The sequence below is a fragment of the Brevundimonas vesicularis genome (assembly GCF_027105095.1).
Taxonomy (GTDB): Bacteria; Pseudomonadota; Alphaproteobacteria; order Caulobacterales; family Caulobacteraceae; genus Brevundimonas; species Brevundimonas vesicularis_E.
Genome location: NZ_CP114278.1, coordinates 2,905,101 through 2,930,259, shown reverse-complemented (window position 1 = coordinate 2,930,259; position 25,159 = coordinate 2,905,101). Strand labels below are relative to the sequence as shown.

Here is a 25,159-nt window from a genome sequence, read left to right as displayed (position 1 = left end):
TCCGGTGACGACCGAACTGACCCCGCTGGTCCTGACCGCCTTCAGCGGCGGCGTCGTCGCCCTGCTGCTGACCCTGTTTGGCGGCGGCGGGTCAGTTCTGGCCGTGCCGCTGCTGCTGTATGTCGTCGGCGTCGCCGATCCCCATGTCGCCATCGGCGTGTCGGCGGCGGGCGTAGCGCTGAACGCCCTGACGGCTTTGGCCGGTCACGCCAGGGCAGGGCGGGTGCGCTGGCCCTGCGCGACCCTGTTCGCCATCACCGGGGCGGCCGGGGCCTGGTTCGGATCGTCCCTGGCCAAGAGGATCGACGGCCATCAGCTGCTGTTGATCTTCGCCGTCGCCATGGCGGCCGTGGGCGTATCGATGCTGCGCCCCAAGGCGGCGGTCGCGCGGGTCGAGCCCCGGCTGAACTGGTCGATGTCGCCAAAGGTCGGCATGGCGGGCGCCGGCGTCGGCTCGGCCGCAGGCTTCTTCGGCATCGGCGGCGGCTTTCTGATCGTGCCCGGCCTGATGGCGTCGACGGGCATGAGCCTGGCGACCGCCCAGGCGACGTCTTTGCTCAGCGTCGCCGCGTTCGGGGCGACGACGGCGGGCAACTATGCGCTGTCGGGCTGGGTCGATCCGGGCCTGGTCGCCGCCATGGCGGTCGGCGGGGTCGCCGGGACGGCGGCAGGCCTGCCGCTGGCGCGACGGCTGGGGTCGAACGCCCGGCTTGGGCGCATCCTGTTCGCAGGCCTGATCCTGGTGGTCGCCGCCTATGTCGCGGTGCGAGCGATCCTGGCGGTTTGAGACCTCTGTTCAGCGGGCCGTCTTTCGACGACAGTTCCGCCCATGACCGACGCCAGACTGGAGATCGCCGCCGGCTTTGCCACCTTGCAGGGGCCCAAGGCGGATAATCAGGATTTCGGCGGCGTCCACATCGGCACGGCGGCCGAGCAGCGCGAGCATGGGGTCGTGGCGGTGATCGCCGACGGGGTGTCGGGGTCAAAGGCCGGGCGAGTGGCGGCGGAGCTGACGACGCGCAGCTTCATCGACGGCTATCTGGATCAGAACCCGCTGAACGGCATCGCGGCCAACGGCATCAAGGCGCTGCGGGGCTTCAACCGCTGGCTCCATTCGCGCGGACGGATTGATGCGGCGATGGAGGGGGCGGCGACAACCTTTACGGCCCTGATCCTGCGCGGGCGCGAGGCGACGGCGCTTCATGTGGGGGACAGCCGGGCATGGCATTTCCGCGACGGGGTGCTGACGCGGCTGACGGAAGATCACACGCGGGCCCAGCAGGGGCTGAGCCATGTGCTGTACCGCGCCGTCGGCATCGAGGCGGATGTGAAGCTGGACGTCCGGCAAGTGCGGCTGGAGCCGCACGACCGTCTGCTGCTGACCACAGACGGGGTGCATGGGGTGCTGGCCGATGCGGCGATCGCGAGCCTGTTGGGCCGACGCAGTTCGCCCGACGCGGACGCCAAGGCGATCCTGGCCGAGGTCGAGGCGGTGGGTCCGCGCGACAACGCCACCGCCATCGTCATCGACGTGGTCCGCACCGGCGCGCCTGACTGGGAGGCGATCACGGCCGAGGCGGAAGGCCTCGCCATCCTGCCGCCGCCGGCCGTCGGCGACAACGTCGACGGGTTCGCGCTTCAGCGGGTCGTGGCGGACGGGCGCTATACGACTCTGTTCCTGGCGAAAGATACGCTCGGGGACGCGGGCATGGTGGTGCTGAAGTTTCCCAAGCCCGCCGTGGTGTCCGAACGCGGCGCCCGCACCGCCTTTCTCCGCGAAGCCTTCATCGGGCGGCGCATCGACAGCCCCTTCGTCGGCAAGGTGCTGAGCCTGGACACCGGTCGCCAGAGCCGCCTCTATATCGCCCAGCCCTTCCATGCCGGACAGACCCTGCATGCGCGGTTGGCGCAGGAGGGGCCGTTCGAGATCGCCGAAGGGATCGGCGTCGCGCTGCGGCTGTCGCGCGCGGTTTCGGCCTTGCACCGGGCGGGGGTGACGCACCGCGACATCAAGCCGGACAATGTGATCCTGGAGCCACAGGGCGGGCTGAAACTGGTCGATCTGGGCGTCGCACGTCTGCGGCTGGCCGAGGAGTTCGCCGAGGCCGAGGCACCCGGCACCGCAGGCTATAAGGCGCCGGAAATGTATGCGGGCGAGAGCGGCGACGCCGCCACGGATCAGTTCGCCCTGGGGGTGACCCTGTATCGCCTGTTCACCCGAACCTATCCGTGGGGAGAGGTGGATCCGGCCGATGCGCCGCGCTTCGACCGGGCGCCCGCACCGCCGACGCGACACAGGCCGGATATGCCCGCCTGGCTGGAGGCGGCCATCATGCGCGCCGTCGCCGTCGATCCGAACGAGCGGTTCGAGGATGTGGAGGAACTGATCCATGTGCTGGAGACCGGCAGCGCCGTCGCCGCGCCGCCGCCGCGTCAGCTGTCCTTGATCGAGCGCGATCCGGTGCGGTTCTGGCAGGGGGTCAGCCTGATTTTGTTGATCGCGTTTCTGGTGTCCATGGCGACGCGTTAGCTCCCCCTACGCACAACCTAAGCTATTGGATGTGCGACATTTAGCGATGGGTCGGCCAAGGAACCTGTGGCCGCTCTCGGCTTTTGTGACGGCGAGCGGGGATGTCGCGCCCGCATTTTCGGCACGAAAGCCTCCCCAAATGATCAAGACCCTCGCCTCCAGCGCCCTGGCCCTGGCCATGGTTTCCACCCCCGCCCTGGCCCAGTCCGTCGCTCCCGACTGGTCCGGCCCCTACGTCGGCATCTTCGGCGGCTATAACCAGGCGAACGACGACGAGAACGAGAACCTCGGCTTCGACCGCAATCTGGACGGCCGTTACGGCGATCAGGTCTCGACGGGAACCGGCGCCAACGCCTTCAGCCCCGGCTTCTGCGGCGGCATGGCGACCAGCACCGCCCCCGGCACAGGCTGCCGTGACGATAACGACGGCGTCGAAGCCGGCGTCCGCGCCGGTTACGACATGCAGTTCGGCAACTTCGTCGTCGGCGCCCTGGCGGAATACAGCGTCAACAATGTCCAGGATTCGGTGACCGGCTTTTCGACCACCCCTGCCTTTTACACCTTCACGCGCGAGCTGGAGAGTACGGCGGCGGCTCGTCTGAAGTTGGGCTATGCCTATGGCCCGGCGCTGATCTACGGCACCGGCGGTTACGCCTATGGCAAGTTCGAGAACAAGTTCCGCACGTCGAACCAAGCCAACAGCTTCACCGAAACCAGCGAAGGCGATGACGGCGACGGCTGGCAGGCCGGCGGTGGCGTGGAATACGCCCTGGGTCGCGGCCTGACGGTCAGCGGCGAATATCTCTACACCTCGCTGGACGTCGACAGCCCGGTGATCCGCGTTGGCAACACCGGCACGACCCCGGCGACGAACCCCTTCATCTCGGCCCCGAACACCACCGGCACCGACATGATCCGCAGCAACGGTCGCTTCGGAACCCACATGGTCCGCATCGGTATGAACTACCGCTTCTAAGCCTCAAGATGGGCGGTCTGGGCCTCAGGCCCGGCCGCCCTGGCTCGACAGCATGGCCGCGTCCACGCCCAACTGGGCGAGGGCGCGCGTCCATTTCGACGTGTGTTCGCCGTCGAAAATCAGGTCCAGATCGGCGTCGGCGGTCAGCCAGACGTTGTCGGCCAGCTCCTCCTCCAACTGCCCCTCGCCCCAGCCGGCGTAGCCCAGCAGAAGGGCCGAGCGGCTCGGACCGGCGACTTCGTCGGTCATGGCGGCCAGCGCCTCGCGCGTGCCGGTCATCGCCAGACCGTCGCCGAAGGCCAGGGTGTCGTCGCCGACCGTCCAGTCGTCGGTGTGCAGCACAAAGCCGCGTTCGCGCTCGACCGGCCCGCCCATCAGGACCGCGCGGCCGATGGATTGATCGGGCGCCGGCGCGTCCAGCTTGTCCAGAACCGTCTTGAGATCCACCCCCGGCGCCGGTCGATCCAGCCGCAGGCCCATGGCGTGATCCGGCCCGTGGGCGCAGATCAGGATGACGGCGTGTTCGAACCGGGCGTCGTCGATCCCGGGCATGGCGACCAGCAGTCGGCCGGTCAGGGTGGAGGCTTGGCTCATGATCCTGGCATCATCCGTCCGGAAAGCGGCGCAAGCAAGCCGAACCGGCGCTTGCGGTGTCGCCCGTGGTGTCTATGTGTCGCACACGGCCGTTCAAACGCGCCGGCCTTAAACCTCAGCGAGACAGACATGACCATTCAGATCGGCGATCGCATCCCGAACGCAACCCTCGCCCAAGCGACCGCCGAGGGCCCCAAGCCCGTCAGCACCGACGACATCTTCGCCGGCAAGACCGTGGCCCTGTTCGCCGTGCCCGGCGCCTTCACCCCCACCTGCTCGGCGCGCCACTTGCCGGGCTTCAAGGATCACCTGGCCGACATCCAGGGCAAGGGCGTCGATACGGTTGCCTGCATCTCGGTCAACGACGCCTTCGTCATGAAGGCCTGGGCTGAAAGCCAGGGCATCACCGACGACAGCATCGTCATGCTGGCCGACGGCAACGGCGAACTGACCCGCGCCTTGGGTCTGGTGCTGGACGGTTCGGGCTTCGGTCTGGGAGAGCGTTCGCAGCGCTATTCGATGCTGGTCAAGGACGGCGTGGTCGAGCAGCTGAACATCGAGCAGGGCGGCGAGTTCAAAGTGTCGTCCGCCGAGCATCTGCTGGCGCAGCTTTAATCTGGTTTGAAGTCCGTCGATCCAGGCTCAAGTAGCGAAGCGATAGCCTGGGTCGACAAATGATGACGGATGTGTTCAGCCCCGAGAAGCGCAGCGCCGTGATGCGTCGCGTGAAGGGGCGGGATACGTCGCCGGAACTGGCCGTGCGCAGGATCCTGCGTGCGGCCGGGATCGGCTATCGGCTGGGCGGCATGGGTCTGTCGGGCCGCCCGGATGTGGTGATGAAGGGCCGCAAGGTCGCCCTGTTCGTCCACGGCTGCTTCTGGCACGGCCATGATTGCCCGCGCGGCGCGCGTCAGCCCAAGACCAACGCCGATTACTGGATCGCCAAGATCGAGCGAAACCGCGCGCGCGACGCCGCAGCCGTGCAGGCGCTGGAGGCGTCAGCCTGGCGCGTGGTCGTGGTCTGGGAATGCGAGATGCGACAGGCCGATTTCGCCGCGGGCCTGATCGCGACGGTCCTGGGTCAGGCGGCCTCGGTCGCGGCCTGAGCGGCGGTGTCGTCCAGCACGTGCTGCAGGGCGCCGATCAGGGCGGGCGGCGTCAGGGGCTTGGAGACGAAATAAGCCATGCCGGCCGCCTGGCAGGCCGCGACGTCTTCGGGCGCGGTGTCGGCGGTGACGGCGACGACCGGGGTGGCGGCGTTGGGTCCGCCGCCGGCGCGCAGGCGACGCGTCGTCTCGCGCCCGTCCAGCTCGGGCATCCGCACATCCATGAAGATGACGTCGAACACCGCCTCCTGACAGCGTTCCAGCGCGATCATGCCGTCGGCGGCGGTCGTGATCTCGCAGCCCAGCGGCTGAAGGATCAGCTGCACCGCGCGGCGGTTGATGTCGTGATCGTCCACGACCAGCAGGCGCAGCGGCTGGTCTTCAGCATCCTCGGCGACCGCAGGCGTCGCGACGACCGGTTCGGCCTCAGGCGCTGCGGCGACGGGCGAGGGCTGGGGCGTGGGCGCGACGGAGGGCGCCAGCGAGCGGGCGATGTCCAGACGGCTTTCATCCACAGCATCGACGATCTGAACCGCCTCGTCTCCGCGTGGCAGGATCAGGGAGACGGTGAAGCGCGAGCCCTGTCCCGGCGTGCTGCGGACCGTCAGCCGGCCCCCCATCAGGTCGATCAGATTGCGGCTGATCGCTAGGCCCAGGCCCGAGCCGCCATAGCGGGCCGTGACGCCTTCGGCGGTCTGGTCGAAGGGCGTGAACAAGCGCGCCAACTGATCCGCGGTCATGCCCGAACCGGTGTCGGCGATCTCGAACAGCAGGGCGTAGCCTGACGGCTCTTCGGGCCACGCCTGGACGCGCAGGGTGATCTGGCCTTCTTCCGTGAATTTCATCGCGTTGGACATCAGGTTGTTCAGCACCTGACGGATGCGCATCACGTCGCCCTTGACGTGGCGCGGCATGGCCGACGCGCCTTCGACACGCAGCTTCAGCCCCTTGGCGTCGGCGACGCCGCGCCACAGCATCAGCGTCTGTGCCAACATTTGCCGCAGGTCGAAATCCTTGGCCTCGACCGTCATCCGTCCGGCGCCGATCCGGGTGTGGTCCAGCAGGTCGTCCAGCAGAGCCTTCATCATCAGGCCGGCGTCAGTGATCAGATTGGCGCTGGCGCGCGACTGGGCGTCGGGCGCGCGCAGTTCGGCGGCGCCGGCCAGGATCGCGCCGATGGGCGTGCGCAGGTCATGGCCGATGGCGGCCAGGAAGGTCGTGTGGTCGGCCAGGTTGCGCTCGGCCCGGAGGCGGGAGTCCTCGGCCAAAGCATGGGCGCGAACCACGGTGACGCTGGTCTCGATCATGCGCTGGCCGGTGATGGCGACGTAGAAGGTGAACAGCACCACGGCCGCGGCGGCGGACATGACCAGCGGACCCGATGCCCCGAGGGCATAGACGAAGAACGGGGTCGCCAGAAGGAAGCCGACCTGGGGCACAAGGCCGGCAATCATCACGGACTGGCACCGGGTGGCGTTCACGATCGCCGTCAGCATGACCGAAGTCAGCAACAGGACTGCACAGACGCCGCCGAATGCGCCGCCGATCCACCACAGGAGCAAGGAAAGGGAGGAGAAGACGGCCGAATTGACGGCGACGACGGCAAGTGTCGCAAGCTTGCGACCGGCTGAAAGCTCATAGGGGCCTTTCAGGATCGGACGATAGACGACCATCTCCATGGCCTGAACCGCCAGATACAGCACGATCCAGCCGACGGTCAGGCGCACCCCGATCATCGGAATCACGATCAAGGCGACAGCCGCCGACGCCACGAGCCGTTGCACCGCCGCGCTCGAGCGTTGGCGAACGGCGGCGGTCCAGCTGCTTTCAGCGGTATCGACGGCGGTCGATTTCATTCAGGCCCTCGAATGACGAACGCAGGTCGCTCGTATCGTTCATCCTAGGCCGATCGACACTAACGCTCCGTCAACGGCCGGTCCCGATCGCCTCCGCCACTGTGGAAAAGCCGTCAGCGCGCAGGCGGGCGGCCAGGTCACGCTTGATGCGGGCGACCAGGCCGGGCCCTTCATAGATCAGGGCGGAATAGATTTGGACCGCCGATGAGCCCAGGCGGATGCGGGCATAGGCCTCGGCGCCGCTGTCGATGCCGCCGACAGCGATCAGGGGCAGGCGGCCGGCCGCCGCCTCGGCCGCCGCGCGCAGGGCCTTTTCCGCGAAGGGACGGATGGGTGCGCCGGAGAGGCCGCCGGTCTCGTGGGCGTCCGGCGAGCGCAGGGTCTCGGGACGTTCCAGCGTGGTGTTGGACACGATCAGCCCGTCGATCCGGTGGGCCAGAGACGCCTCGACGATCATGCCGATCTCGTCGTCGATCAGATCGGGTGCGATCTTCAAAAAGACCGGCACGCGGTCAGGCGCGACAGCCGGACGGGCGGCGTCGATACGGCCCAAAAGGTCATCCAACTGCTCGCGGCCCTGAAGCGCGCGCAGGCCCGGGGTATTGGGCGAAGAGATGTTGACCGTGAAATAAGAGGCGCGGCCGGCAAGGCGTTGCAGGCCGGCGACATAGTCCGCCGCCTTGTCCTCGGTGTCCTTATTGGCCCCCAGATTGGCGCCGACGACGACGCCCGTCGGGCGCTGGTTCAGCCGCTCGGCGAAGGCGTCGAGCCCGGCGTTGTTGAACCCCATCCGGTTGATGATGGCCCGGTCCTCGCTGAGACGGAACAGGCGGGGCATGGGATTGCCGGGCTGGGGCCGGGGTGTGACCGAGCCGCATTCGACGAAGCCGAAGCCGAGGCGCGACAGGCCGCGCAGGGCCTCGCCGTTCTTGTCCAGACCCGCCGCCAGACCGACCGGATTGGACAGGTCCAGCCCGGCCAGCTGTGTTCTCAGGATCGGATCGTCCGCAGGCGGCGTCGGCAACGGGGCTAGCGCCAGACCCTTGATCGCCAGCTGGTGCGCCTGCTCCGGATCGAGCCGACGCAGCAGGGCGGCGCCCACATCAGCCAGGCTCATCGGCTGTCCTCGAACGCCATCTCGCCATCGGCCGTGACGGAAAAGGCGCGCGAGGCCGTGATAGCAGCGACGGACAGGGGGGCGTAGAGATGCGGGAACAGATCGCCGCCGCGCGACGGCTCCCAGATCAGGTCGTCGCCAAACCCGCTGAGATCGACGGTCAGCAGCAACAGATCACTGCGCCCGGCGAAGTGCCGTCGCGCGGTCTCGGCCAGTTGCGCCTGGGTGGACATGTGGATGTAGCCGTCGGCCAGATCGACCGGCGCGCCATCATAGTGACCCTCGGCGATGGCGGCTCGCCATTCGGCGGCGTCGACGATCTTGTAGGCGACGTCTGTCATGCCGAGGGTGCGTCCAGCGACCGCGGCGTCAGGAAGCCTTCGTAGGTGCAGCGCCCCGCGACATCGACGCTGAACAGGGCGGCGGCGCCGGTCGGGAAGCCGGCCGACAGCTTGTCCACCACCGCCGGCGAGGCGGCGCTTTCGATCAGATATTCGGCGGCCAGCACGTGAACGCCCGGATTGTGGGCCAGGATCAGCAGGCAGCCCGCCTCGTCCTCGCTGGCCTCGACGAAGCGGCGGATCGTGTCGGCGGGGGCGTTGTAGAGGGCGTCCTCGTCGCGGACTTCCACATCGCCGAAGGCATCGTGCATCTGGTCCCAGGTCTGGCGGGTGCGCACGGCGGTGGACACCAGGGCCAGGTCCGGCTTAAGGCCCCGCTCGGCCAGGGCGCGCCCCATTAGCAGGGCCTCGGCGCGGCCGGCGACGGACAGGGGTCGGGCTTCGTCGCCGCTGGAGGGGGCGGAGGCTTCGGCCTGGGCGTGCCGCATCAGGATCAGTCGGTGCATGGCCTTCGCCATAAGGCGGTTTCGCCCGCCCCGCCAGATGGGGCGACGGTCAACTCGCCGTCAGTCGCGATGTTCGCCTCGCGAAGAGACCGAGGCGGCGGGTTGCGGCGCCAGGACGGGGGCGGCGACGCGCTGCGCATGGCCGCTGGGGCGGATGCGGGCGTAGCTGTGGCGCGAGGCCTCCAGCAGGATCAGCCCGGCGGTTCCGGGAAAGACCCGCCGCCCGACCTGTTCGAACCCTTCGGCCAACGGCAGCATCGGCCCCCAGGGCGGGACATACAGGGTCTGGGACCAGGCCATCGGCTCCAGCCCGACGTCGCGCACCAGCCGTTCCAACTGGCGCCGGGTGAAGGGTCGGCCGTGACCAAAGGGGGTGTTGTCCGCCCGCGCCCACAGGCCGCCGCGCGCCGCCGCCGCCAGGATGATCCGCCCTGTGGGCGACAGCGCGCGCACCGCTTCCAGCAGCAGGGCGGCGGGGTCGTCGGCCTCTTCCAGAGCATGGACCAGCAGGATGCGATCGAACGATCCGGCGGGGAAGGGCAGGCGGCGATCATCCACCAGCAGGGTGCGGTTGCGCCCGACGGTCGGCCAATGCTCGACGCCTTGCCCGTCCGGCATGGCCGCGACGACGCGCCGGGCGCCGACGAAGGCGTCCAACCACGGCGTGGCGTAACCGACGCCCAGCACGTCGCAATCGGCCGCCTCGCCCCAGGCGTCGTCCAGCCGTCGCGCCACCAGCCGTCGCGCCAGCGCCCCGGTCGGCTCGCCGTAGAAGGTTCGAAGCTCGTCGATGCTGCGCCGCATGGCCCCACTATAGGCCTGTCGGCGGCCCTGCTGCTAGGATGGGCGCATGACCCTGGATGTGCATCTGTTTCCCTGCCGCAGCGACAACTACGGCTTTCTGATCCGCGATGCGGCGACGGGCGTGGTCGCGGCGGTCGATACCCCGGATGCGGCGCGCATTCTGGAGGAGCTGGAAGGCTTGGGCTGGGGCCGGCTGGACCTAATCCTGAACACCCACTGGCACCCGGATCACACCGAGGGCAATGCGAGACTGAAGGCCGAGTGGGCTTGCGAGATCATCGGGCCGGAAGAGGTGCGCAAGGTCGCGCCGCTGGACCGCGTGGTCGCTGACGGCGATGTGGTGATGGTGGGCGAGACGCGGTTCGAGGTTACTGAAACGCCCGGCCATACGCTGGGCCATGTGGTGTTTCATGCGCCGGCGGACGGTCTGGCCTTTACCGGCGACACCCTGTTCGCCCTGGGCTGCGGCCGGTCGTTCGAGGGCGCGCCGGAGCAGATGTTCGAGAGCCTGCAGCGGCTGAAGGCCTGGCCCGACCAGACCGTGATCTGGTGCGCGCACGAATATACGGCCTCGAACGCGCGCTTCGCCCTGAGCCTGGATAACCGGCCCGAGACCGCCGCCCATGCCGAGGCGATCTTCGCGGCGCGCGCGCGGGGCGAACCGACCGTGCCGACGACGCTGGGGGTGGAGAGGCGGTTCAATCCGTTCCTGACCGCGACGGATGCGGATCAGTTCGCCGCGCGCCGGGCGGCCAAGGACAGTTTCTAAGGGACGCGCAGTCTGCTTGAGCATGGTCAGGCGACGGAGATTGCCACCTAGGTTCCGGGTTCCTCGCTGCGCTCGGCCCCGGAATGACGATCAGGCGTACCGCCCTAGCGGTTCAGGGCGTCCCCGCCCACGACCCGCACGATCCGGGCCGACGACGGGCGGCCGGCGATGCCGGCGTCGGCGTCAATGACGATCCGCAGCGTGCCCTGGACCAGGCTGACGCCCGGACGCCCCTGATCGGACACGACGACGCGGCGCACCCGCTCGACCTGAGCGCGCAGGTTGGAGGACCGCGCCATGCGCACGATGGCGTCGCTGGCGGCCGAGACGGTGTCGGCGGCGACCTGTTCAGAGCCGGGCTGAATGTCCACGTCGATGACGATGAGCCGGCCCATCGCCTGGCTGGCGCGGTAGCTCTGGCGCATGAAATAGTCGACCAGCTGCGCGCCGGTCATGGCTGCGCTGGCCAGGCCCTGCGCCTCACCGACGCGCGAAGCCGGCGAGCCTTGGGGGGTCGCGGTGGTATAGAGGGTCACGGCGCCGTCGGGCGTGACGCGCAGCACCTGATCGCCATTGTCGTTGCGATAGATGATGTCGCCGCGCGGCGCCGGCGTCGGCCGCAAGACCCAGACCTCGGTCGACCGCTCCAGCCGCATCAGCGGCCGCGATCCGGACGTGTCCAGGATGAAGCCCTGGCCGCTGCTGCTGACATAGCGGGCGGTCGGCGGCACAGTGCGGCGGGACTGGGCCTGACTTTCGGACGGGAGGACCACAGGCGCGACGACGCCCACGCCGATGACCGCGATGGCGGCGACCGCCATCGCGGTCACGCGTGGCGACTTTTTCGCCCTGACCGATCCCAACAACTTCATGACAGACTTGATGAAACCCGCGCGCGGCGGATTTTGGGCGAAGCCCGCGTCAACCCACCAGGTACTGACCGCCGTTCAGCGACAGTGTGCAGCCTGTGACATATCCGGCACGCTCGCCCACCAGCCAGGACACCATGTCGGCGATCTCCTCGCCCTTGCCCAAGCGGCCGACGGGGATGTGGCTGATGATGCCTTCCAGCACCTTGGGGTCCATGGCGCCGACCATTTCGGTGTCGATATAGCCGGGCGCGATGCAGTTCACGGTCACGCCCTTGCGCGCATTTTCCAGCGCCAGCGCCTTGGTGAAGCCGATCATCCCGGCCTTGGCGGCGGAATAGTTGGTCTGGCCGATCTGACCCTTCTGACCATTGATAGAGGAAATATTGACGATGCGCCCGTGGCCCCGGTCGCGCATGCCGTTGATGACCTGGCGCGTCATGTTGAAGACGCTGTCCATATTGACACGGATCACGTCAGACCACTGGTCGTGGCTCATCTTGTGGAAGAAGCCGTCGCGGGTGATGCCGGCGTTGTTGACCAAGATGTCGATGGGGCCGAGCTGATCCTCGACCTCCTTCACCGCGCGGGCGCAGTCGTCGAAGCTGCCGACATTGCCCTTGACCACCATAACGTCCAAGGCGTCGGCGATGGCCCGGGCCGCCTCGTCGTTGCCGGAATAGCCGGCGGCGACCTTGAAGCCGTCCTCATGCAGCCGCTGAACGATCGCCTTGCCGATGCCCCGGGTCCCGCCCGTCACGAAAGCTACGCGCGCCATATCGTCTCCTGTCCCTGTGCAGACCCTTCAGAAGGCCTTGTCGCGGTTCAGGATTAACGTGCGAGCGCTAGCGCGCAAGGCGAGAATCTGACGCGACGGAAGTTTCATGCTTCCGTCGCGTTTGGATGATGTTTGCTCCGGCGATCAGGCGGCCAGCTTTTCCATATCGATGACGAAGCGATAGCGGACGTCGGATTTCAGCATCCGCTCGTAGGCGTCGTTGATCTGATCCGGAGCGATCGTCTCGATATCGCAGGCGATGCCGTGCTCGGCGCAGAAGTCCAGCATCTCCTGGGTTTCGCGAATGCCGCCGATCAGCGAGCCGGCGATGCGGCGACGACGCCACAGCAGGGGCAGGGCGAAGACCGGCAGGCCCTCAGTCGTCAGGCCCAGCATGATCATGGTGCCGTCGCGGGCGAGCAACTGGATATGGCTGGCGATCTCGTGCGTGGCCGAGACGGTATTGATAATCAGGTCGAACTTCTCGGCCGCCGCCTTCATCGCGTCCTTGTCGGAGTTGATCAGGAAATGTTTGGCGCCCATCCGCTCGGCGTCGGCCTTCTTGCGGTCCGAGGTGGACAGGACGGTGACTTCCGCCCCCATGGCCGCCGCCAGTTTGACGGCCATGTGGCCAAGGCCGCCCAGGCCGATGACCGCGACCTTGGAGCCGGGTCCCACGCCCCATTCCTTCAGCGGCGAATAGGTGGTGATGCCGGCGCACAGCAGGGGGGCGGCGACGTCCAGCGCCAGGCTGTCGGGGATGGACAGGACGAAATGCTGATCGACGGTGATGAGGTCGGAATAGCCGCCTTGGGTGATGGTTTCCGACGCGCCGCCCTTCTTGTCCTTGCCGCCATAGGTGCCGGTGAATCCGGGGATGCAATATTGTTCGACGCCTTCCTGGCAGGAGGCGCATTCGCGGCAGCTGTCGACCATGCAGCCGACGCCGACGCGGTCGCCTTCCTTGAAGCGGGTGACATTCGATCCAACTGCCTTGACCACGCCCGCGATCTCATGACCCGGCACCAGCGGATAGGTCGAACGGCCGCTTTCGCTGCGCGCGGCGTGTAGGTCCGAGTGGCAGACGCCGCAGTATTTAATGTCGATCAGCACGTCGTCGGGGCCGGGATCGCGGCGGTCGAAGCTGTAGGGCGTCAGCGGCTTGTCGGCGGCGGTCGCGGCGAAAGCGCGTGTGGCGATCGGCATGGGGTAGTCCTTCAGGCTTTGCGATGAGCCGGCTTTAGATAAGGCGGCGGCACGGGTCCGCGAGACGGCGGACCGCTATTTCAGCTTTGCGATCAGCGCCTGAGCCGCCGCCGGGTTCCGAACCTTCGCGCCCGAGATGAAATAGGCGAAGACCTCGCCGCGTTTGGCCCAGGTTTTCGCTTGATCCGCCACGGCATCCAGCTCGGTCGCCGTCATGCCGGTCGCCTCATCCTCGCGGCTGGACATCAGCCGGGCGTAGCCGAAGTCGGCGGTCGCCTCGTCGATCTGGGGCCAGGTCGGCTCCTCGTCATCGACCGCATAGACGATGGCCGCGCCGTATTTGCGGGCCAGGTCATAGAACTGGTCGGTGGCGAAGGTCGGGTTGCGAACCTCTAGCGCGTGCCGCAGCCGCATCCCGTCCTTCTCCTTGGGCAACAGCTTCAGGAAGCCCTCGAAGTCCTCGGCATCGAACTTCTTCGTACCCATGAACTGCCAGTTGATCGGGCCCAGCTTTTCGCCCAGTTCGGTCAGCCCCTGGCTCAGGAACTTGTCGAAGCTTTCGGCGCCTTCGGACAACACCTTGCGATTGGTGCAATAGCGGCTGGCCTTGACCGAAAAGACGAACCCGTCCGGCGTCTCGTCGCGCCATTTCTTCCAGCTGTCGGGCTTGAAGGTCGAATAATAGGTGCCGTTGATCTCGATCGAGGTCAGTTTCGACGCCGCATATTCAAGCTCGCGCTTCTGAACCCATCCTTCCGGATAGAAGACGCCGCGCCACGGTTCGAACGTCCAGCCGCCGATGCCGACATAGATGGGGTGGGTCATGGTTTATCCTTGTCCAAGTCACCACCGAGTGGATCTGACTGCCAATCTTCGTGCCCGTGACGAAACCGAAGCACCAACACCCCACCTTCTTCTATCACGTAGATAATGACGTGAGCTTTGTAGGTTCGCACGCGGACCGGCAGATCGAGCTCGGTCCTGAGGCGAGACGAAAGAGGGTAGTCGCTGATCATTCGGACGGTGGCGCCGAGACCTGTTGTGTAGGCTGCAGCTTGCCGCGATCCAAACTTCGCCGCACCATCAAGATAGATGGCAATCAGATCGCGTTTCGCAGCATTGGAATATCTGGCGCTCACGTAGCCACTACGCTGCGCGAGAAGCCCGAGCCTGCGCTTCCGCGCGGGCCTCACCGATAATCTCCTCGAACGTCATTTCGCTGATCCCGGAGGCGTAGGCCTCTTCGATCAGAGTGTTCCAGTGGGCGATCTTCTCGGCCTTGACCTGCTCGCGGCGGATCAGATCGCGCACCACGTCGGACGTGTTGGCGTAGCGCCCGGATTTCGCCTGTTCCTCGACCCAGGCCTTCATCGGATCGGGCAGGGAGATGTTCATCGTCGCCATGGTCGGCCTCCTTTCAACGAGAATGGTCGCTTGGCAAACTTTGTCAACGTCGGATCAGGACGCGGTCGCCGCCTGGATGCCGGCCAGCAGGCTGGCGGCGGTGATGGGTTTGGGGACGTGCAGGTCGGCGCCGGCGTCGCGCGCCTGGTCGCGGTGCTCGCTCATGGCGTTGGCGCTGAGCATGATGATCGGCGTGCGGGCCTGAGCGGCGCGCGCGGCCTCGACATGGCGAATGGCGCGGGTGGCGGTCAGGCCGTCCATGCCCGGCATCTGCATGTCCATCAGGATCAGGTCGAAGGTTTCGGACTGGAAGGCGGCCAGGGCCTGTTCGCCGTCGGCGACGGTGACGACCTGCATGGCGTGGGCCGCCAGGATCAACTGAACGACGCGCTGATTGACCGGGTGATCCTCGGCCAGCAGCACGCGCAGGGGCGCCAGGGCGCGGTCGGCCTCGGCCGCGCGCGCGCGCCGTTGGGCATCGTGTTCGGTCAGGGATGCGGCGCGCGTCAGGGGGATCTCGACGGTGAACCGGCTGCCGACGCCCGGCGTGGAGGCGGCGGAAATCCGCCCGCCCATCAGCTCGACCAGCGAACGACAGATCGACAGGCCCAGGCCCGTGCCGCCGAAACGGCGCGTGATGGTGCTGTCCGCTTGGCTGAACCGGTCGAACAGACGGGCCGCGTGGTCGGAAGAGAAGCCGACGCCGGTGTCTTCGATCCGCAGCGTCAGCTGGGTCAGGCCGTCGGAGTCCTCGTCCACCGCAATGGCGACGGCGACCGCGCCCTGATGGGTGAACTTGATGGCGTTGGATAGGAGGTTGTCGAGCACCTGACGGATGCGGGTGCTGTCGCCGACGAACATGCCGCGCGCATCGGCGTCGCGGCGGATGTCGAAAGTCAGTCCCTTGGCCTCGGCCTTCAAACGCATGACGTCCAGCGGGGCGGAGACGGCCTCGTCGAGATCGAAGGGTCGGCTTTCCAGATTGAGATGCCCCGCCTCGATCTTGGATACGTCCAGAATGTCGGACACCAGTCGCTCCAGTGTCACGCCGGAGCTTGCGATCAGGGCGACCATCTCGGCCTGCTCGGGCGTCGGGTCGGTGCGCGACAGGGCGTCGACGATCCCGATCACGCCGTTCAAGGGCGTGCGGATCTCGTGGCTCATATTGGCCAGGAATTCGGACTTCGCGGCATTGGCGGCCTCGGCGGCGGCGGTGGCCTCACGCAGCGCCCGTTCGGCCGCAACCTTTTCAGTCACGTCGCGCGCAATGCCATAGATGCGGTTGCCCTGGCGATGGGCGCGCCATTCGACGGCGACGTAATGACCGGCCTTGTGGCGATAGCGATTGATCTGGCCCAGAACCGGATCGCCGGGCCGTCGGTTTTCGACCTCGACGATGCTCCGGCGGGTGGCGGCGTGGTCGTCCGGGTGGATCAGGCGCAGCAGGCCCTGACCCTCGATCTCGTCGGGCCGATAGCCCAGCATGGTGAACCAGGACGCGCTGGCCTTGACCACGCGTCCATCCAGTTCGCGCACCACCAGCAGATCCAGCGACACATCGAAGAAGGTGTCCAGATCGACATCGGCTGTTGGGAAGGCGAGGGTCGCAACGGACGAACAGGTCATGGGCACTCTCTCGAACTGAGACCCATGTTACGGCGCATCCGTTAAGCTCGCCTTTGCAAAGGATCGAAAAGAGCCGATGGCGTCGTGCGCCGTGTCGGTTAGGAACAACTCATGATCTTGCTTCTCGCCGCGATCGCCATGCTCCAGTCCCCGCTATCAGGGGACGGAATCGAACCCCTGACCCTGGCCAAGGATCGGGCCTGCACGGACGATGGGACTCAGTGCGTCGGTCTGACGCAGCAGACGCGTGACGGCGAGCCGGTCTTCACCCCGGTTGTTCGTGCGCCCGACGCCCTGCCGGCCGCGCCGCAAGGGGCGTCGGGCGAGGTGGAAATTTACAAGCCATGGAATGGCCTGATCAGGCTGTCGGACGGTGGGTTTCTGGCCGGGGTCGAGATGGAGAGCCGCAGCATGTATTCCGGCGGCGGCGGACAGGCGACGGAGTTGCGGCTCTATCGGCTGGATGCGGACGGCGACACCGGCGCCGCACCGGTGCTGACCGTGCCGATCCAGGGTTCGCTGATGATCCGCGCCTGTTTCAGCGAGGAGGACATGACCCAGCGCGCCGGCGCATGCCACGACGAATACAGTTTCGCTGCGACCCTGACCGCGAGCGACGCGGCGGATGCAATGCCGGTCCTGACCTATGAGACGACGGCGACGGCCTATCCGCGCGGCGCCTCGCGATCCGAAGACTCGCTGGAGAAGCCGCCGCTGAAGCCCGTCGACCTGATCGCCGCGCGCGATCCGAAATGCAGCTTCAGCCGCCGGTTCGCCTTCGACGCCAAGACGGGTGAATACCAGCCGGACAGCCCTCTGCCGGACTGCTCGGACTACACCGTCCCCTAGTAGGCGAAGTCGGCGTAGATGCGCTTCACGTCGCCCTGCCAGGCGCCGTGATACAGGTCCAACAGGCGCTCAGCCGGCGTGATCCCGCTGTCGGCGATGTCTTCCAGTTCCGACAGATAGCCGCGCTCGTCCACCATGCCGCCCGAGAATTTGGCGCGGTTCTTCAGCCCCTGTTTGGCGATGTTCACCAGATCGACGGCGATGTCGCGCACCGATCGGCCCGCCACCTCGGCCTTGAGGCCCAGGCGCGTCACGTCGCGGCGCAGGCGTTCGTGGTCGGCGATGTCCCAGTCCTTGACCAGGTCCCAGGCGGCGGCCAGCGACGGCGCGTCGTACAGAACCCCGGCCCACAGGGCGGGCAGGGCGCAGATCCGGCTCCACGGCCCGCCGTCGGCGCCGCGCATTTCCAGATAGGCCTTCAGCCGAACCTCGGGGAAGAGGGTGGTCAGGTGGTCGTTCCAGTCCTTCAGGGTCGGATATTGGCCGGGCAGGGCGGGCATTTTGCCGGCCTGGAAATCCCGGAACGACTGGCCCGAGGCGTCGACATAACGGCCGTCGCGCTTGGCGAAATACATCGGCGTGTCCAGCGCATAGTCGGCGTACCGCTCGAAGCCGAAACCCTCCTCGAACACGAAACCCAGCATGCCGGTGCGGTCGGCGTCGGTGTCGGTCCAGACGTTGGCCCGCGCCGACAGGAAGCCGTTCGGCCGGCCCTCGGTGAAGGGTGAGCAAGCGAACAGGGCGGTGGCGATGGGTTGCAGCGCCAGCGAGGTGCGGAACTTCATCACCATGTCGGCTTCTGAATCGAAGTCCAGGTTCGCCTGAATGGTGCAGGTGCGCAGCATCATGTCCAGGCCCAGGGTGCCGACCTTGGGCATATAGGCGCGCATGATGTCATAGCGGCCCTTGGGCATGACCGGCACCTGTTCGCGCGTCCACAGCGGGTCGAAGCCGGCGCCCAGGAAGCCGACGCCGATCTGGTCGGCGACCTGCTTGACCTCCATCAGATGCTGGCCGGTCTCGTTGCAGATGTCGTGGATGGTCAGAAGCGGCGCGCCCGACAGTTCGAACTGACCGCCCGGCTCCAGGCTGACGGAGGCGACGAAGCCTTCGCTGTTCCTGCGCTCCAGTCCGATCAGAAAGCCGTTTTCCTCGACGGGCGACCAGCCGAAGCGTTGCAGCCCCTCCAGCATGGCCTTGATGCTGTTCGGACCGTCATAGGCGGGGCGCGCCAGTGTGGTCTTGTCGAAGCCGAACTTCTCGTGCTCGGCGCCGATGCGCCACTGGTCCTTGGGCTTGATCCCCTTGGACATGGCCTCAATGAGGTCGGTCCGGGTCAGCGGCGCGTTGTCGGTCATGCGTCAGTCCCCTGCGGGCGCATCGTAAGCGACCGTGTGTCGCGGCTAGATGGGCAAGATTGCGGCAAGGCTCAAGAGGGCTTTCGTGTTTCCCTGACGCTCGTCGCGCGTCGGCTCGCTGCCTGAGGGGCGGACTTATCGTTCCCAATCACCGACGGCCGCCTGCCACAGGGTCATGGCGGCGATGGCGGCGGTGTCGGCGCGCAGGATGCGCGGGCCCAGCGACACGGCGGTGGTGAAGGGCAGGGACCGCAGCCGCTCGCCCTCTTCCGGCGAGAATCCGCCCTCCGGCCCGATCAGGATGGACCAGGGGCCTTCGCCTGCGTCACGCAGGGCCGAGACGGCGGGCGCCCCGCCCGTCTCGTCGCAGAACATCAGCCGGCGCCCGGTCTCCCAGCTGTCCAGCAGGGCGTCCAGCTTGATCGGATCATCGACGGCGGGCACGTCCATCCGCCCGGTCTGTTCGGCGGCTTCCTCGGCGATCGCGTCCAGCCGGTCCAGGCGGATGCGGTCGGCGTTGGTGCGTTTCGTCAGGACCAGCCGGACCCGGCGCGCGCCCAGCTCGGCGGCCTTCTCCACAATGGTCTCGACCCGCGCCTTCTTCACCACCGCCACGATCAGTTCCAGGTCGGGACCGAAGGTCTGGGGTCGCACCTGTTCCTCGGCGCGCAGGATCACGCCCTTCTTCAGGACTTCCGCGACCGTACAGCGCCACTCCCCATCGCGCCCGTTGAACACCAGCAGATCGTCCCCGGCCTTCAGCCGCATGACCTGGGTCAGATAGCGGGACTGGTCCAGCGTGGGCGCGACGGGCGCGGCGGCGGCGAGCGGCGATGTAACGTGAAGGCGGATCATCGGTCGTAGTGATAGCGGCATTGGGCGATCAAAAGCGCATCGTCGGTCACGCGATAGACGAGCCGATGTTCCTGGTCGATGCGCCGCGACCACCATCCCGAAAAATCGCCCTTCAACGGTTCAGGTTTTCCAGTCCCGGAAAAAGGCGTCCGCTGGCATTCCATGATCAGCCGATTGAGCTTTCGCAGCATCTTTCGATCATGGTCTTGCCAGTGAAGGTAATCCTCCCACCCGTAGGTCTGGAAGGTCAGCTTCATTCTTCGATCAGTTCGCGAACCTGGCCGCCGCCCGCATCGAGTTCGGAGATCGCCTCACGCAACCTCGCAGCGTTCGCCGGGCTGCGCAGTAGATACTCCGTCTCCTGCCAGGAGGCGAAGTCCTCCAACGACATCAGCACCGCCGCCGGCTTACCGCCCTCGCGCGTGATGATCGTGTAGTCATGATCCGCCGTCACCCGGTCGATGGCCGCGGCGAGGTTCTTGCGGAGTTCGGTGACGGACATCGCGTTCATGGTGTAAACGTACGACATTGCGTACACTTCAACAATGGACCTCCATGCGTGACGCATCGCAATCGCTTGTCATCCCGGCCGTAGCGAAGCGAAGAGCCGGGACGGGACGAAGCCAAACCTTCACGCCAGCCCGGTCGGCGCAGCCGAACCGGGCTCAGCGCTGGCCCGCACTTCACCATAAAGATCCAGCCATCGCGGATTGTCCTTCTCGACCAAAGCGAACTTCCATTCCCTAAGCCAACGCTTGATCCGCTTTTCGCGCAGGATCGCCTGGTCGATGTATTGATGGGTTTCGAACCAGACCAGTTGATCGATGCCGCGTTCCGCGGTGTAGCCCGGAACCATCCCAGACTTATGCTCGGCGACGCGGCGCACGATGTCGTTTGTCACGCCGACATAAAGATAGCCGCAGGGGCCGCTGGCGAGCAGATAGACATAGAAGGTCTTGGCCATGACGTCGTCTCCCGGCGCAACCCTTGCGGGTTGTCCGGGAGCGGTCAAGGCGAATGGCTTACCGTCCCCGATCTTCGCTGCGCTTCGTCGGGGATGACAAGAAGAAGGCTTACAGCGTCCGCGCGATCAGCAGCTTCATAATCTCGTTGGTGCCGCCGTAGATGCGCTGGACGCGGGCGTCCTTGTACAGCTGGGCGATCGGATATTCGTTCATATAGCCATAGCCGCCGTGGAGCTGGAGCATCTCGTCGATGGTCTCGCCCTGGATGTCGGTGACCCAGTATTTGGCCATGGAGGCGGTGGCGGCGTCGAGCTTGCCTTGCAGATGCAGGCCGATGCAGTGGTCGGTGAAGACCTTGGCGACGGTCAGCTTGGTCTTGACCTCGGCGAGCTTGAACTGGGTATTCTGGAAGTCGATGACGCGTTTGCCGAACGCCTTACGCTCCTTGACGTAGGCCAGAGTGGCTTCAAGGCCGCGCTCGGCTGCGGCGACGCCCTGGACGGCGATGTTCAGCCGCTCCTGGGGCAGTTGCTGCATCAGTTGGACGAAGCCCTGGCCTTCGGTCCCGCCGATGATGTTGTCGCCCGGCACCTTCACGTCGTTGAAGAACAGTTCGGAGGTGTCGTTGGCCTCCATGCCGATCTTGTGCAGGTTGCGACCACGTTCGAATCCTTCCGCGCCATCGGTCTCGACCACGATCAGCGAGGTGCCCTTGGCGCCCTCGGCCGGATCGGTCTTGGCGACCACGATCAGGAAGTTGGCCAGCTGGCCGTTGGTGATGAAGGTCTTGGAGCCGTTGACGACATAGCCGTTGCCCGACTTGACCGCCGTGGTCTTGACGCCTTGCAGGTCCGAGCCCGCGCCCGGTTCGGTCATGGCGATGGCGCCGACCAGTTCGCCCGATTGCAGGCGCGGCAGCCAGCGCTGCTTCTGCTGCTCGGTGCCGTAATGCCAGATGTAGGGCATGACGATCGCATTGTGCAGCGAAATGCCGAAGTGGTCCGCGCCCTTCCAGCCCAGCTGACGCATCAAGACAACCTCGTGACGATAGTCGCCGCCGAAACCGCCGTCCTCTTCCGGCAGCGACAGGCCCAAGAGACCCGCCTCGCCCGCGTCGTTCCACAGCTGGCGCGGCACAGAGGAGTCGGCGATCCATTGCTGGACCTTCTCAAGCGGCGCGTGCTCGTCGATCCATTTGCCGACGCTGTCGGAGAAGAGGGTGATCTCTTCTTCACGCATGAAATCGGGATCGGGGCTGCCCAGCACGTTCATCGGTTTCGTCCCTGAGGTTCGCGGGCTTTTGCCCGTCTGGTCGGTAAGAAAAACGGGCCAGCGAGATCGCCGACCCGTTTCGTCGTCAGTCTGAGATCAGAACGCCTCGGCCGGCATGGCCATCAGCACGTCGGCGCCGGTCTTCATCTTCTTCAGATGGGCTTCCGCGTCGGGCAGGATGCGCTCGACGAAGTAGCGGCCGGTCTGAAGCTTGTTGGCGTAATAGGGGTCGGTCGAACCGGCCTCGACCTGCGCTTGAGCGACCTTGGCCATCTGGGCCCACATATAGGCCAGCGCCGTCAGGCCGAAGACGTTCAGATAGTCGGTCGATGCGGCGCCGGCGTTGTCCGGATTGGCCATGCCGTTCTGCATCAGCCACATGGTGCCGTCCTGCAGCTTGGCCTTCACGTCCGCCAGGCCGTCGACGAAGGGCTTGATCGCTTCATTGCCGCTGTTCTCGGCGACGAAGGCGTCGATCTCGCCGAACCAGGTCATGATGGCGCGACCGCCGTTGGCGGGCAGCTTGCGGCCCACCAGATCCAGCGCCTGGATGCCGTTGGTGCCCTCGTAGATCATGGTGATGCGGGCGTCGCGCAGATACTGCGAGGCGGTGAAGTGTTCGGTGTAGCCCGAACCGCCGTGCACCTGCATGCCCAGCGAGGCGACGTGGAAGCCCTTGTCGGTCAGATAGGCTTTCAGCACCGGCGTCAGCAGGCCCATGTAATCCTTGGCCTTCTGGGCCACGGCGGCGTCCTCGGACTTCTCCAGGTCGGCGTGAAGCGCGGTCCACAGGATGAAGGCCTGGCCGCCCTCGACGAAGGCCTTGGATTCCAGCAGCATGCGGCGCACGTCGGGGTGGACCATGATGCTGTCCGCCGGGCCGTCCGGGTTCTTCGGTCCGGTCAGCGAACGGCCTTGCAGGCGGTCCTTGGCGAACTCGACGGCGGCCTGATAGGCGGCGGTGCCGATGGCCAGACCTTGCAGGCCGGTGCCAAGGCGGGCTTCGTTCATCACGACGAACATATTGTTCATGCCGCGGCCTTCTTCGCCGATCAGCCAGCCCTTGGCGCCGTCGTACTGCATGACGGCGGTGGCGTTGCCGTGGATGCCCATCTTGTGCTCGAGCCCGGCGCATTCCAGGCTGTTGCGTTCGCCCAGCGAGCCGTCCTCATTGACCAGGAACTTGGGCACGACGAACAGCGACAGGCCCTTGATGCCCGGAACCGCGCCTTCGACGCGGGCCAGCACCGTGTGGATGATGTTGTCGGCGAAGTCGTGCTCGCCCGCCGAGATCCAGATCTTCTGGCCGGTGATCGAATAGGAGCCGTCGCCGTTCGGCACGGCCTTGGTGCGCACCATGCCCAGGTCCGTGCCGCACTGCGGCTCGGTCAGGTTCATCGTGCCCGACCATTCGCCGGTCGCCATCTTGGGCAGGTATTTCTGCTTCAGCTCTTCGGACGCGTTGGCGTGGATGCCGGCATAGGCGCCGGCCGTCAGGCCCGGATACATCGAAAAGGCGGCCGAGGCGCCGGCCGTCATCTGGCCGAAGGCCGAGGCCACCACGCTGGGCATGCCCTGACCGCCGTATGCCGGGTCGGCGGCCAGCGCCATCCAGCCGGCTTCCGACATGGCCTTGTAGGCTTCCTTCCAGCCCTTGGGTCCCGTCACCACGCCGCCTTCGGCCCAGTGGCAGCCCTCCTTGTCGCCCGGATTGTTGATCGGGGCGATGACCTCGTCGGCGAACTTGGCGCCTTCTTCCAGGATCTGGCTGACCAGATCCGAAGAGACGTCCTGGAAGCCCGGCTGGTTGGTGTAGCGGTCGATCTCCAGCACTTCATTCAGGATGAAGGTGAAGTCGCGGACAGGCGCCTTGTAGGCCATGGATTACGCTCTTGCTTTGAAGGGGTGGTGGTGGTCGTGGTTGAGACGCGCGCGCAGCAGCTTCTCGTAGTCTTCGGCGCCCGGCAGCAGGTCGGGGCGGTGTTCGGACAGCTTGGATTCCATCCAGGCGCAGGCGGTCTCCGCCGTCTCGATGGCGCCTTCGATGTCTTCCAGCTGCTGTTTCAGCGCCGCGATCTGGGCGCGGTGCCGCACCAGGGCCACAGCCATCTGATGGACGTTGTGATCCTTTTGATCATAGAGATCCATCATGTCCTGGATCTCCTGAAGGGTGAAGCCGATGCGGCGGCCCCTCAGGATCAGTTTCAGCCGGGCGCGGTCGCGCGCGTCATAGACGCGGGTCTGGCCCTTGCGCGCGGGCGTCAGCAGGCCCTTGTCCTCGTAGAATCGAAGGGCGCGCGCCGTGGCGCCGAACTCGCGGCACAGCTGGCGAATGGAATAGGTGCGGTGGTCGTCGGCGGTGGCCATACGCCTTCATAACTTGACGTGCGCGTAAAGGGAAGAGGCTTACGCGCACGTAAGGGTAAGCTTTTCCCCCTTACCGACGTTCAGGCATGAAAAAGCCCGGAGCCTGGGGGGAAGCTCCGGGCGCAAACGCCGGACTGGAGGGGGGAGAGGGGTCCGGCGTTCGATCTTTTTCAGCTTCAGACCTTGCGGCGGCCCAGCAGCACCGGGACGGTGATGGCCAGCAGGACGGCGTTGACCGCCGCCAGGCCGAAGTCCTGGCTCAGCGCGTGGATCATCATCATGGTCGCTTCCATGACGATCAGGCCGACCGCCGCCGTCAGCAGCAGGGGGCGACCCACCCGCCACGAAATCACCGGACTCAACACGCCCATGGCCAGAACGATCTCGACTACGCCCAGGCCGCGCACCATGTTCTCGGGCGCGACGGCGGGCCAGCCCATCAGATTGATCAGGTTGGTCATCGGCTCGGTCAGCTTGGCGTAGCCGGCGGCGATGAAGAACATCGCGATCCAGCCCTGCAGCGTCCAAAGGGCGATGTTGGCGTAGGCGGCGCGGTTGCGCGACGGCGCGGTGGTGAAGGTCGAGGTGGTCATCGGGGAGGACGCCTGAAGGTCATGAACGGCTGCGATCCGACCTCAGGAGCCGTTCGCTGAAGCTTATATAGCGGCGCTTCAGAGCGTTGTCATCATGCGATGACATCAACTGATGACATCAGTTGATGACTTTCTGTTACGAGCCGGGGGCATTGGGCCGATTCCCAATGCCCCACAAAGCTTTGCAGCGCGATTTCAGTCTTCGGGCTGCGGCCCCGGCGTCTGGACGATCAGGTCGCCGGGCTGGCAGTCCAGTTCGCGGCACAGGGCGTCCAGGGTGGAGAAGCGCACCGCGCGGGCCTTGCCGGTCTTCAGGATCGACAGATTGGCCAGGGTGACGCCGACGCGATCGGACAGTTCGGTCAGGGACATGCGGCGGTCGAGCAGCAGCCGGTCCAGTTGGATCATGATCATGGCG

30 protein-coding genes are annotated in these 25,159 nt (G+C 66.4%); 7 read left to right on the top strand and 23 right to left on the bottom strand.

Going from position 1 to position 25,159, the window contains the following annotated elements; translation table 11 throughout:
* The first annotated feature begins 4 nt into the window (after positions 1 to 4).
* From O2K97_RS14540 to O2K97_RS14530, 3 genes are all read left to right on the top strand, one after another.
* Positions 5 to 787, top strand: coding sequence for a sulfite exporter TauE/SafE family protein (locus O2K97_RS14540; protein WP_269219818.1), 783 nt, complete (start codon positions 5 to 7; stop codon positions 785 to 787).
* Positions 788 to 829: 42 nt separating this feature from the next.
* Positions 830 to 2,530, top strand: coding sequence for a bifunctional protein-serine/threonine kinase/phosphatase (locus tag O2K97_RS14535; RefSeq protein ID WP_269219817.1), 1,701 nt, complete (start codon positions 830 to 832; stop codon positions 2,528 to 2,530).
* 139 nt (positions 2,531 to 2,669) lie between these two features.
* Entirely contained in the window at positions 2,670 to 3,506 is an 837-nt protein-coding gene (locus tag O2K97_RS14530; protein WP_269219816.1) for an outer membrane protein, read from the top strand.
* A gap of 24 nt (positions 3,507 to 3,530) precedes the next feature.
* Here the strand turns inward: O2K97_RS14530 and O2K97_RS14525 are convergent, their stop codons facing one another.
* Complete coding sequence (locus O2K97_RS14525) at positions 3,531 to 4,100, bottom strand: YqgE/AlgH family protein (protein ID WP_269219815.1); 570 nt, start codon at positions 4,098 to 4,100, stop codon at positions 3,531 to 3,533.
* A gap of 129 nt (positions 4,101 to 4,229) precedes the next feature.
* Here O2K97_RS14525 and O2K97_RS14520 point away from each other — a divergent pair, with 129 nt between their 5' ends.
* On the top strand, positions 4,230 to 4,715 hold the full coding sequence (locus O2K97_RS14520; RefSeq protein WP_269219814.1) for a peroxiredoxin: 486 nt from the start codon (positions 4,230 to 4,232) through the stop codon (positions 4,713 to 4,715).
* 62 nt (positions 4,716 to 4,777) lie between these two features.
* Positions 4,778 to 5,206 (top strand): very short patch repair endonuclease, encoded by a 429-nt coding sequence (locus O2K97_RS14515; RefSeq protein WP_269221145.1) that lies wholly within the window; start codon positions 4,778 to 4,780, stop codon positions 5,204 to 5,206.
* Here O2K97_RS14515 and O2K97_RS14510 read toward each other — a convergent pair.
* The 5 genes from O2K97_RS14510 to O2K97_RS14490 form a co-directional block, all read right to left on the bottom strand.
* A complete protein-coding gene (locus O2K97_RS14510; RefSeq protein WP_269219813.1) occupies positions 5,182 to 7,062 on the bottom strand; it encodes an ATP-binding protein in 1,881 nt (626 codons plus the stop codon). The genes O2K97_RS14515 and O2K97_RS14510 overlap by 25 nt on opposite strands.
* 70 nt (positions 7,063 to 7,132) lie before the next feature.
* Complete coding sequence (locus tag O2K97_RS14505) at positions 7,133 to 8,179, bottom strand: quinone-dependent dihydroorotate dehydrogenase (RefSeq protein ID WP_269219812.1); 1,047 nt, start codon at positions 8,177 to 8,179, stop codon at positions 7,133 to 7,135.
* Positions 8,176 to 8,520, bottom strand: coding sequence for a DUF952 domain-containing protein (locus O2K97_RS14500; RefSeq protein ID WP_269219811.1), 345 nt, complete (start codon positions 8,518 to 8,520; stop codon positions 8,176 to 8,178). The genes O2K97_RS14505 and O2K97_RS14500 overlap by 4 nt, the downstream gene beginning before the upstream one ends.
* The gene (locus O2K97_RS14495) at positions 8,517 to 9,026 is read right to left on the bottom strand and encodes a SixA phosphatase family protein (protein WP_269219810.1); all 510 of its coding nucleotides are present in this window, start codon (positions 9,024 to 9,026) and stop codon (positions 8,517 to 8,519) included. Before O2K97_RS14495 ends, O2K97_RS14500 begins: the two co-directional genes overlap by 4 nt.
* Before the next feature lie 60 nt (positions 9,027 to 9,086).
* The gene (locus O2K97_RS14490; RefSeq protein WP_269219809.1) at positions 9,087 to 9,830 is read right to left on the bottom strand and encodes a methyltransferase domain-containing protein; all 744 of its coding nucleotides are present in this window, start codon (positions 9,828 to 9,830) and stop codon (positions 9,087 to 9,089) included.
* A 46-nt stretch (positions 9,831 to 9,876) separates the two neighbouring features.
* On the opposite strand from O2K97_RS14490, the gene gloB reads away from it, so the two are divergent.
* Entirely contained in the window at positions 9,877 to 10,599 is a 723-nt protein-coding gene (gloB, locus tag O2K97_RS14485) for a hydroxyacylglutathione hydrolase (RefSeq protein ID WP_269219808.1), read from the top strand.
* Between the two features lie 104 nt (positions 10,600 to 10,703).
* Here gloB and O2K97_RS14480 read toward each other — a convergent pair whose 3' ends face one another.
* The 7 genes from O2K97_RS14480 to O2K97_RS14450 all read right to left on the bottom strand — a co-directional run bounded on the left by O2K97_RS14480 (position 10,704) and on the right by O2K97_RS14450 (position 16,482).
* Positions 10,704 to 11,420 carry a DUF4908 domain-containing protein gene (locus O2K97_RS14480; RefSeq protein WP_269221144.1) on the bottom strand — a complete coding sequence of 239 codons (717 nt, stop codon included), beginning with the start codon at positions 11,418 to 11,420 and terminating at the stop codon, positions 10,704 to 10,706.
* A gap of 100 nt (positions 11,421 to 11,520) precedes the next feature.
* Positions 11,521 to 12,246 carry an acetoacetyl-CoA reductase gene (gene phbB, locus O2K97_RS14475; protein ID WP_066549787.1) on the bottom strand — a complete coding sequence of 242 codons (726 nt, stop codon included), beginning with the start codon at positions 12,244 to 12,246 and terminating at the stop codon, positions 11,521 to 11,523.
* A 144-nt stretch (positions 12,247 to 12,390) separates the two neighbouring features.
* Complete coding sequence (locus tag O2K97_RS14470; RefSeq protein WP_269219807.1) at positions 12,391 to 13,452, bottom strand: NAD(P)-dependent alcohol dehydrogenase; 1,062 nt, start codon at positions 13,450 to 13,452, stop codon at positions 12,391 to 12,393.
* A 75-nt stretch (positions 13,453 to 13,527) separates the two neighbouring features.
* Positions 13,528 to 14,277: a DUF72 domain-containing protein gene (locus tag O2K97_RS14465; RefSeq protein WP_269219806.1), complete on the bottom strand. Its 750-nt coding sequence runs from the start codon at positions 14,275 to 14,277 to the stop codon at positions 13,528 to 13,530.
* A complete protein-coding gene (locus O2K97_RS14460) occupies positions 14,274 to 14,591 on the bottom strand; it encodes a type II toxin-antitoxin system RelE/ParE family toxin (RefSeq protein ID WP_269219805.1) in 318 nt (105 codons plus the stop codon). The genes O2K97_RS14465 and O2K97_RS14460 overlap by 4 nt, the downstream gene beginning before the upstream one ends.
* 7 nt (positions 14,592 to 14,598) lie before the next feature.
* The gene (locus tag O2K97_RS14455) at positions 14,599 to 14,856 is read right to left on the bottom strand and encodes a type II toxin-antitoxin system ParD family antitoxin (RefSeq protein ID WP_269219804.1); all 258 of its coding nucleotides are present in this window, start codon (positions 14,854 to 14,856) and stop codon (positions 14,599 to 14,601) included.
* Between the two features lie 54 nt (positions 14,857 to 14,910).
* Positions 14,911 to 16,482 carry an ATP-binding protein gene (locus tag O2K97_RS14450; protein WP_269219803.1) on the bottom strand — a complete coding sequence of 524 codons (1,572 nt, stop codon included), beginning with the start codon at positions 16,480 to 16,482 and terminating at the stop codon, positions 14,911 to 14,913.
* 111 nt (positions 16,483 to 16,593) lie between these two features.
* Between O2K97_RS14450 and O2K97_RS14445 the strand changes: the two genes are divergently transcribed.
* Positions 16,594 to 17,331 (top strand): hypothetical protein, encoded by a 738-nt coding sequence (locus tag O2K97_RS14445; protein WP_269219802.1) that lies wholly within the window; start codon positions 16,594 to 16,596, stop codon positions 17,329 to 17,331.
* On the opposite strand, the gene O2K97_RS14440 is transcribed toward O2K97_RS14445, so the two are convergent.
* The 10 genes from O2K97_RS14440 to O2K97_RS14395 form a co-directional block, all read right to left on the bottom strand.
* On the bottom strand, positions 17,328 to 18,689 hold the full coding sequence (locus O2K97_RS14440; RefSeq protein ID WP_269219801.1) for a glutamate--cysteine ligase: 1,362 nt from the start codon (positions 18,687 to 18,689) through the stop codon (positions 17,328 to 17,330). The genes O2K97_RS14445 and O2K97_RS14440 overlap by 4 nt on opposite strands.
* Positions 18,690 to 18,824: 135 nt before the next feature.
* Positions 18,825 to 19,544 (bottom strand): 16S rRNA (uracil(1498)-N(3))-methyltransferase, encoded by a 720-nt coding sequence (locus O2K97_RS14435; RefSeq protein ID WP_269219800.1) that lies wholly within the window; start codon positions 19,542 to 19,544, stop codon positions 18,825 to 18,827.
* Positions 19,541 to 19,801, bottom strand: a complete 261-nt coding sequence (locus tag O2K97_RS14430) for a Txe/YoeB family addiction module toxin (RefSeq protein WP_269219799.1) — start codon at positions 19,799 to 19,801, stop codon at positions 19,541 to 19,543. The genes O2K97_RS14435 and O2K97_RS14430 overlap by 4 nt, the downstream gene beginning before the upstream one ends.
* On the bottom strand, positions 19,798 to 20,055 hold the full coding sequence (locus O2K97_RS14425) for a type II toxin-antitoxin system Phd/YefM family antitoxin (protein ID WP_039244788.1): 258 nt from the start codon (positions 20,053 to 20,055) through the stop codon (positions 19,798 to 19,800). The genes O2K97_RS14430 and O2K97_RS14425 overlap by 4 nt, the downstream gene beginning before the upstream one ends.
* Positions 20,056 to 20,175: 120 nt before the next feature.
* Positions 20,176 to 20,508, bottom strand: coding sequence for a GIY-YIG nuclease family protein (locus tag O2K97_RS14420; RefSeq protein ID WP_269219798.1), 333 nt, complete (start codon positions 20,506 to 20,508; stop codon positions 20,176 to 20,178).
* A gap of 109 nt (positions 20,509 to 20,617) precedes the next feature.
* A complete protein-coding gene (locus O2K97_RS14415; protein WP_269219797.1) occupies positions 20,618 to 21,781 on the bottom strand; it encodes an acyl-CoA dehydrogenase family protein in 1,164 nt (387 codons plus the stop codon).
* Between the two features lie 96 nt (positions 21,782 to 21,877).
* Complete coding sequence (locus tag O2K97_RS14410) at positions 21,878 to 23,662, bottom strand: acyl-CoA dehydrogenase C-terminal domain-containing protein (protein ID WP_045809789.1); 1,785 nt, start codon at positions 23,660 to 23,662, stop codon at positions 21,878 to 21,880.
* A gap of 3 nt (positions 23,663 to 23,665) precedes the next feature.
* Positions 23,666 to 24,148 (bottom strand): MerR family transcriptional regulator, encoded by a 483-nt coding sequence (locus O2K97_RS14405; protein ID WP_017505872.1) that lies wholly within the window; start codon positions 24,146 to 24,148, stop codon positions 23,666 to 23,668.
* 176 nt (positions 24,149 to 24,324) lie between these two features.
* Positions 24,325 to 24,741, bottom strand: coding sequence for a DoxX family protein (locus O2K97_RS14400; protein WP_269219796.1), 417 nt, complete (start codon positions 24,739 to 24,741; stop codon positions 24,325 to 24,327).
* A gap of 195 nt (positions 24,742 to 24,936) precedes the next feature.
* A complete protein-coding gene (locus O2K97_RS14395; protein WP_269219795.1) occupies positions 24,937 to 25,155 on the bottom strand; it encodes a helix-turn-helix domain-containing protein in 219 nt (72 codons plus the stop codon).
* Positions 25,156 to 25,159 lie beyond the last annotated feature (4 nt).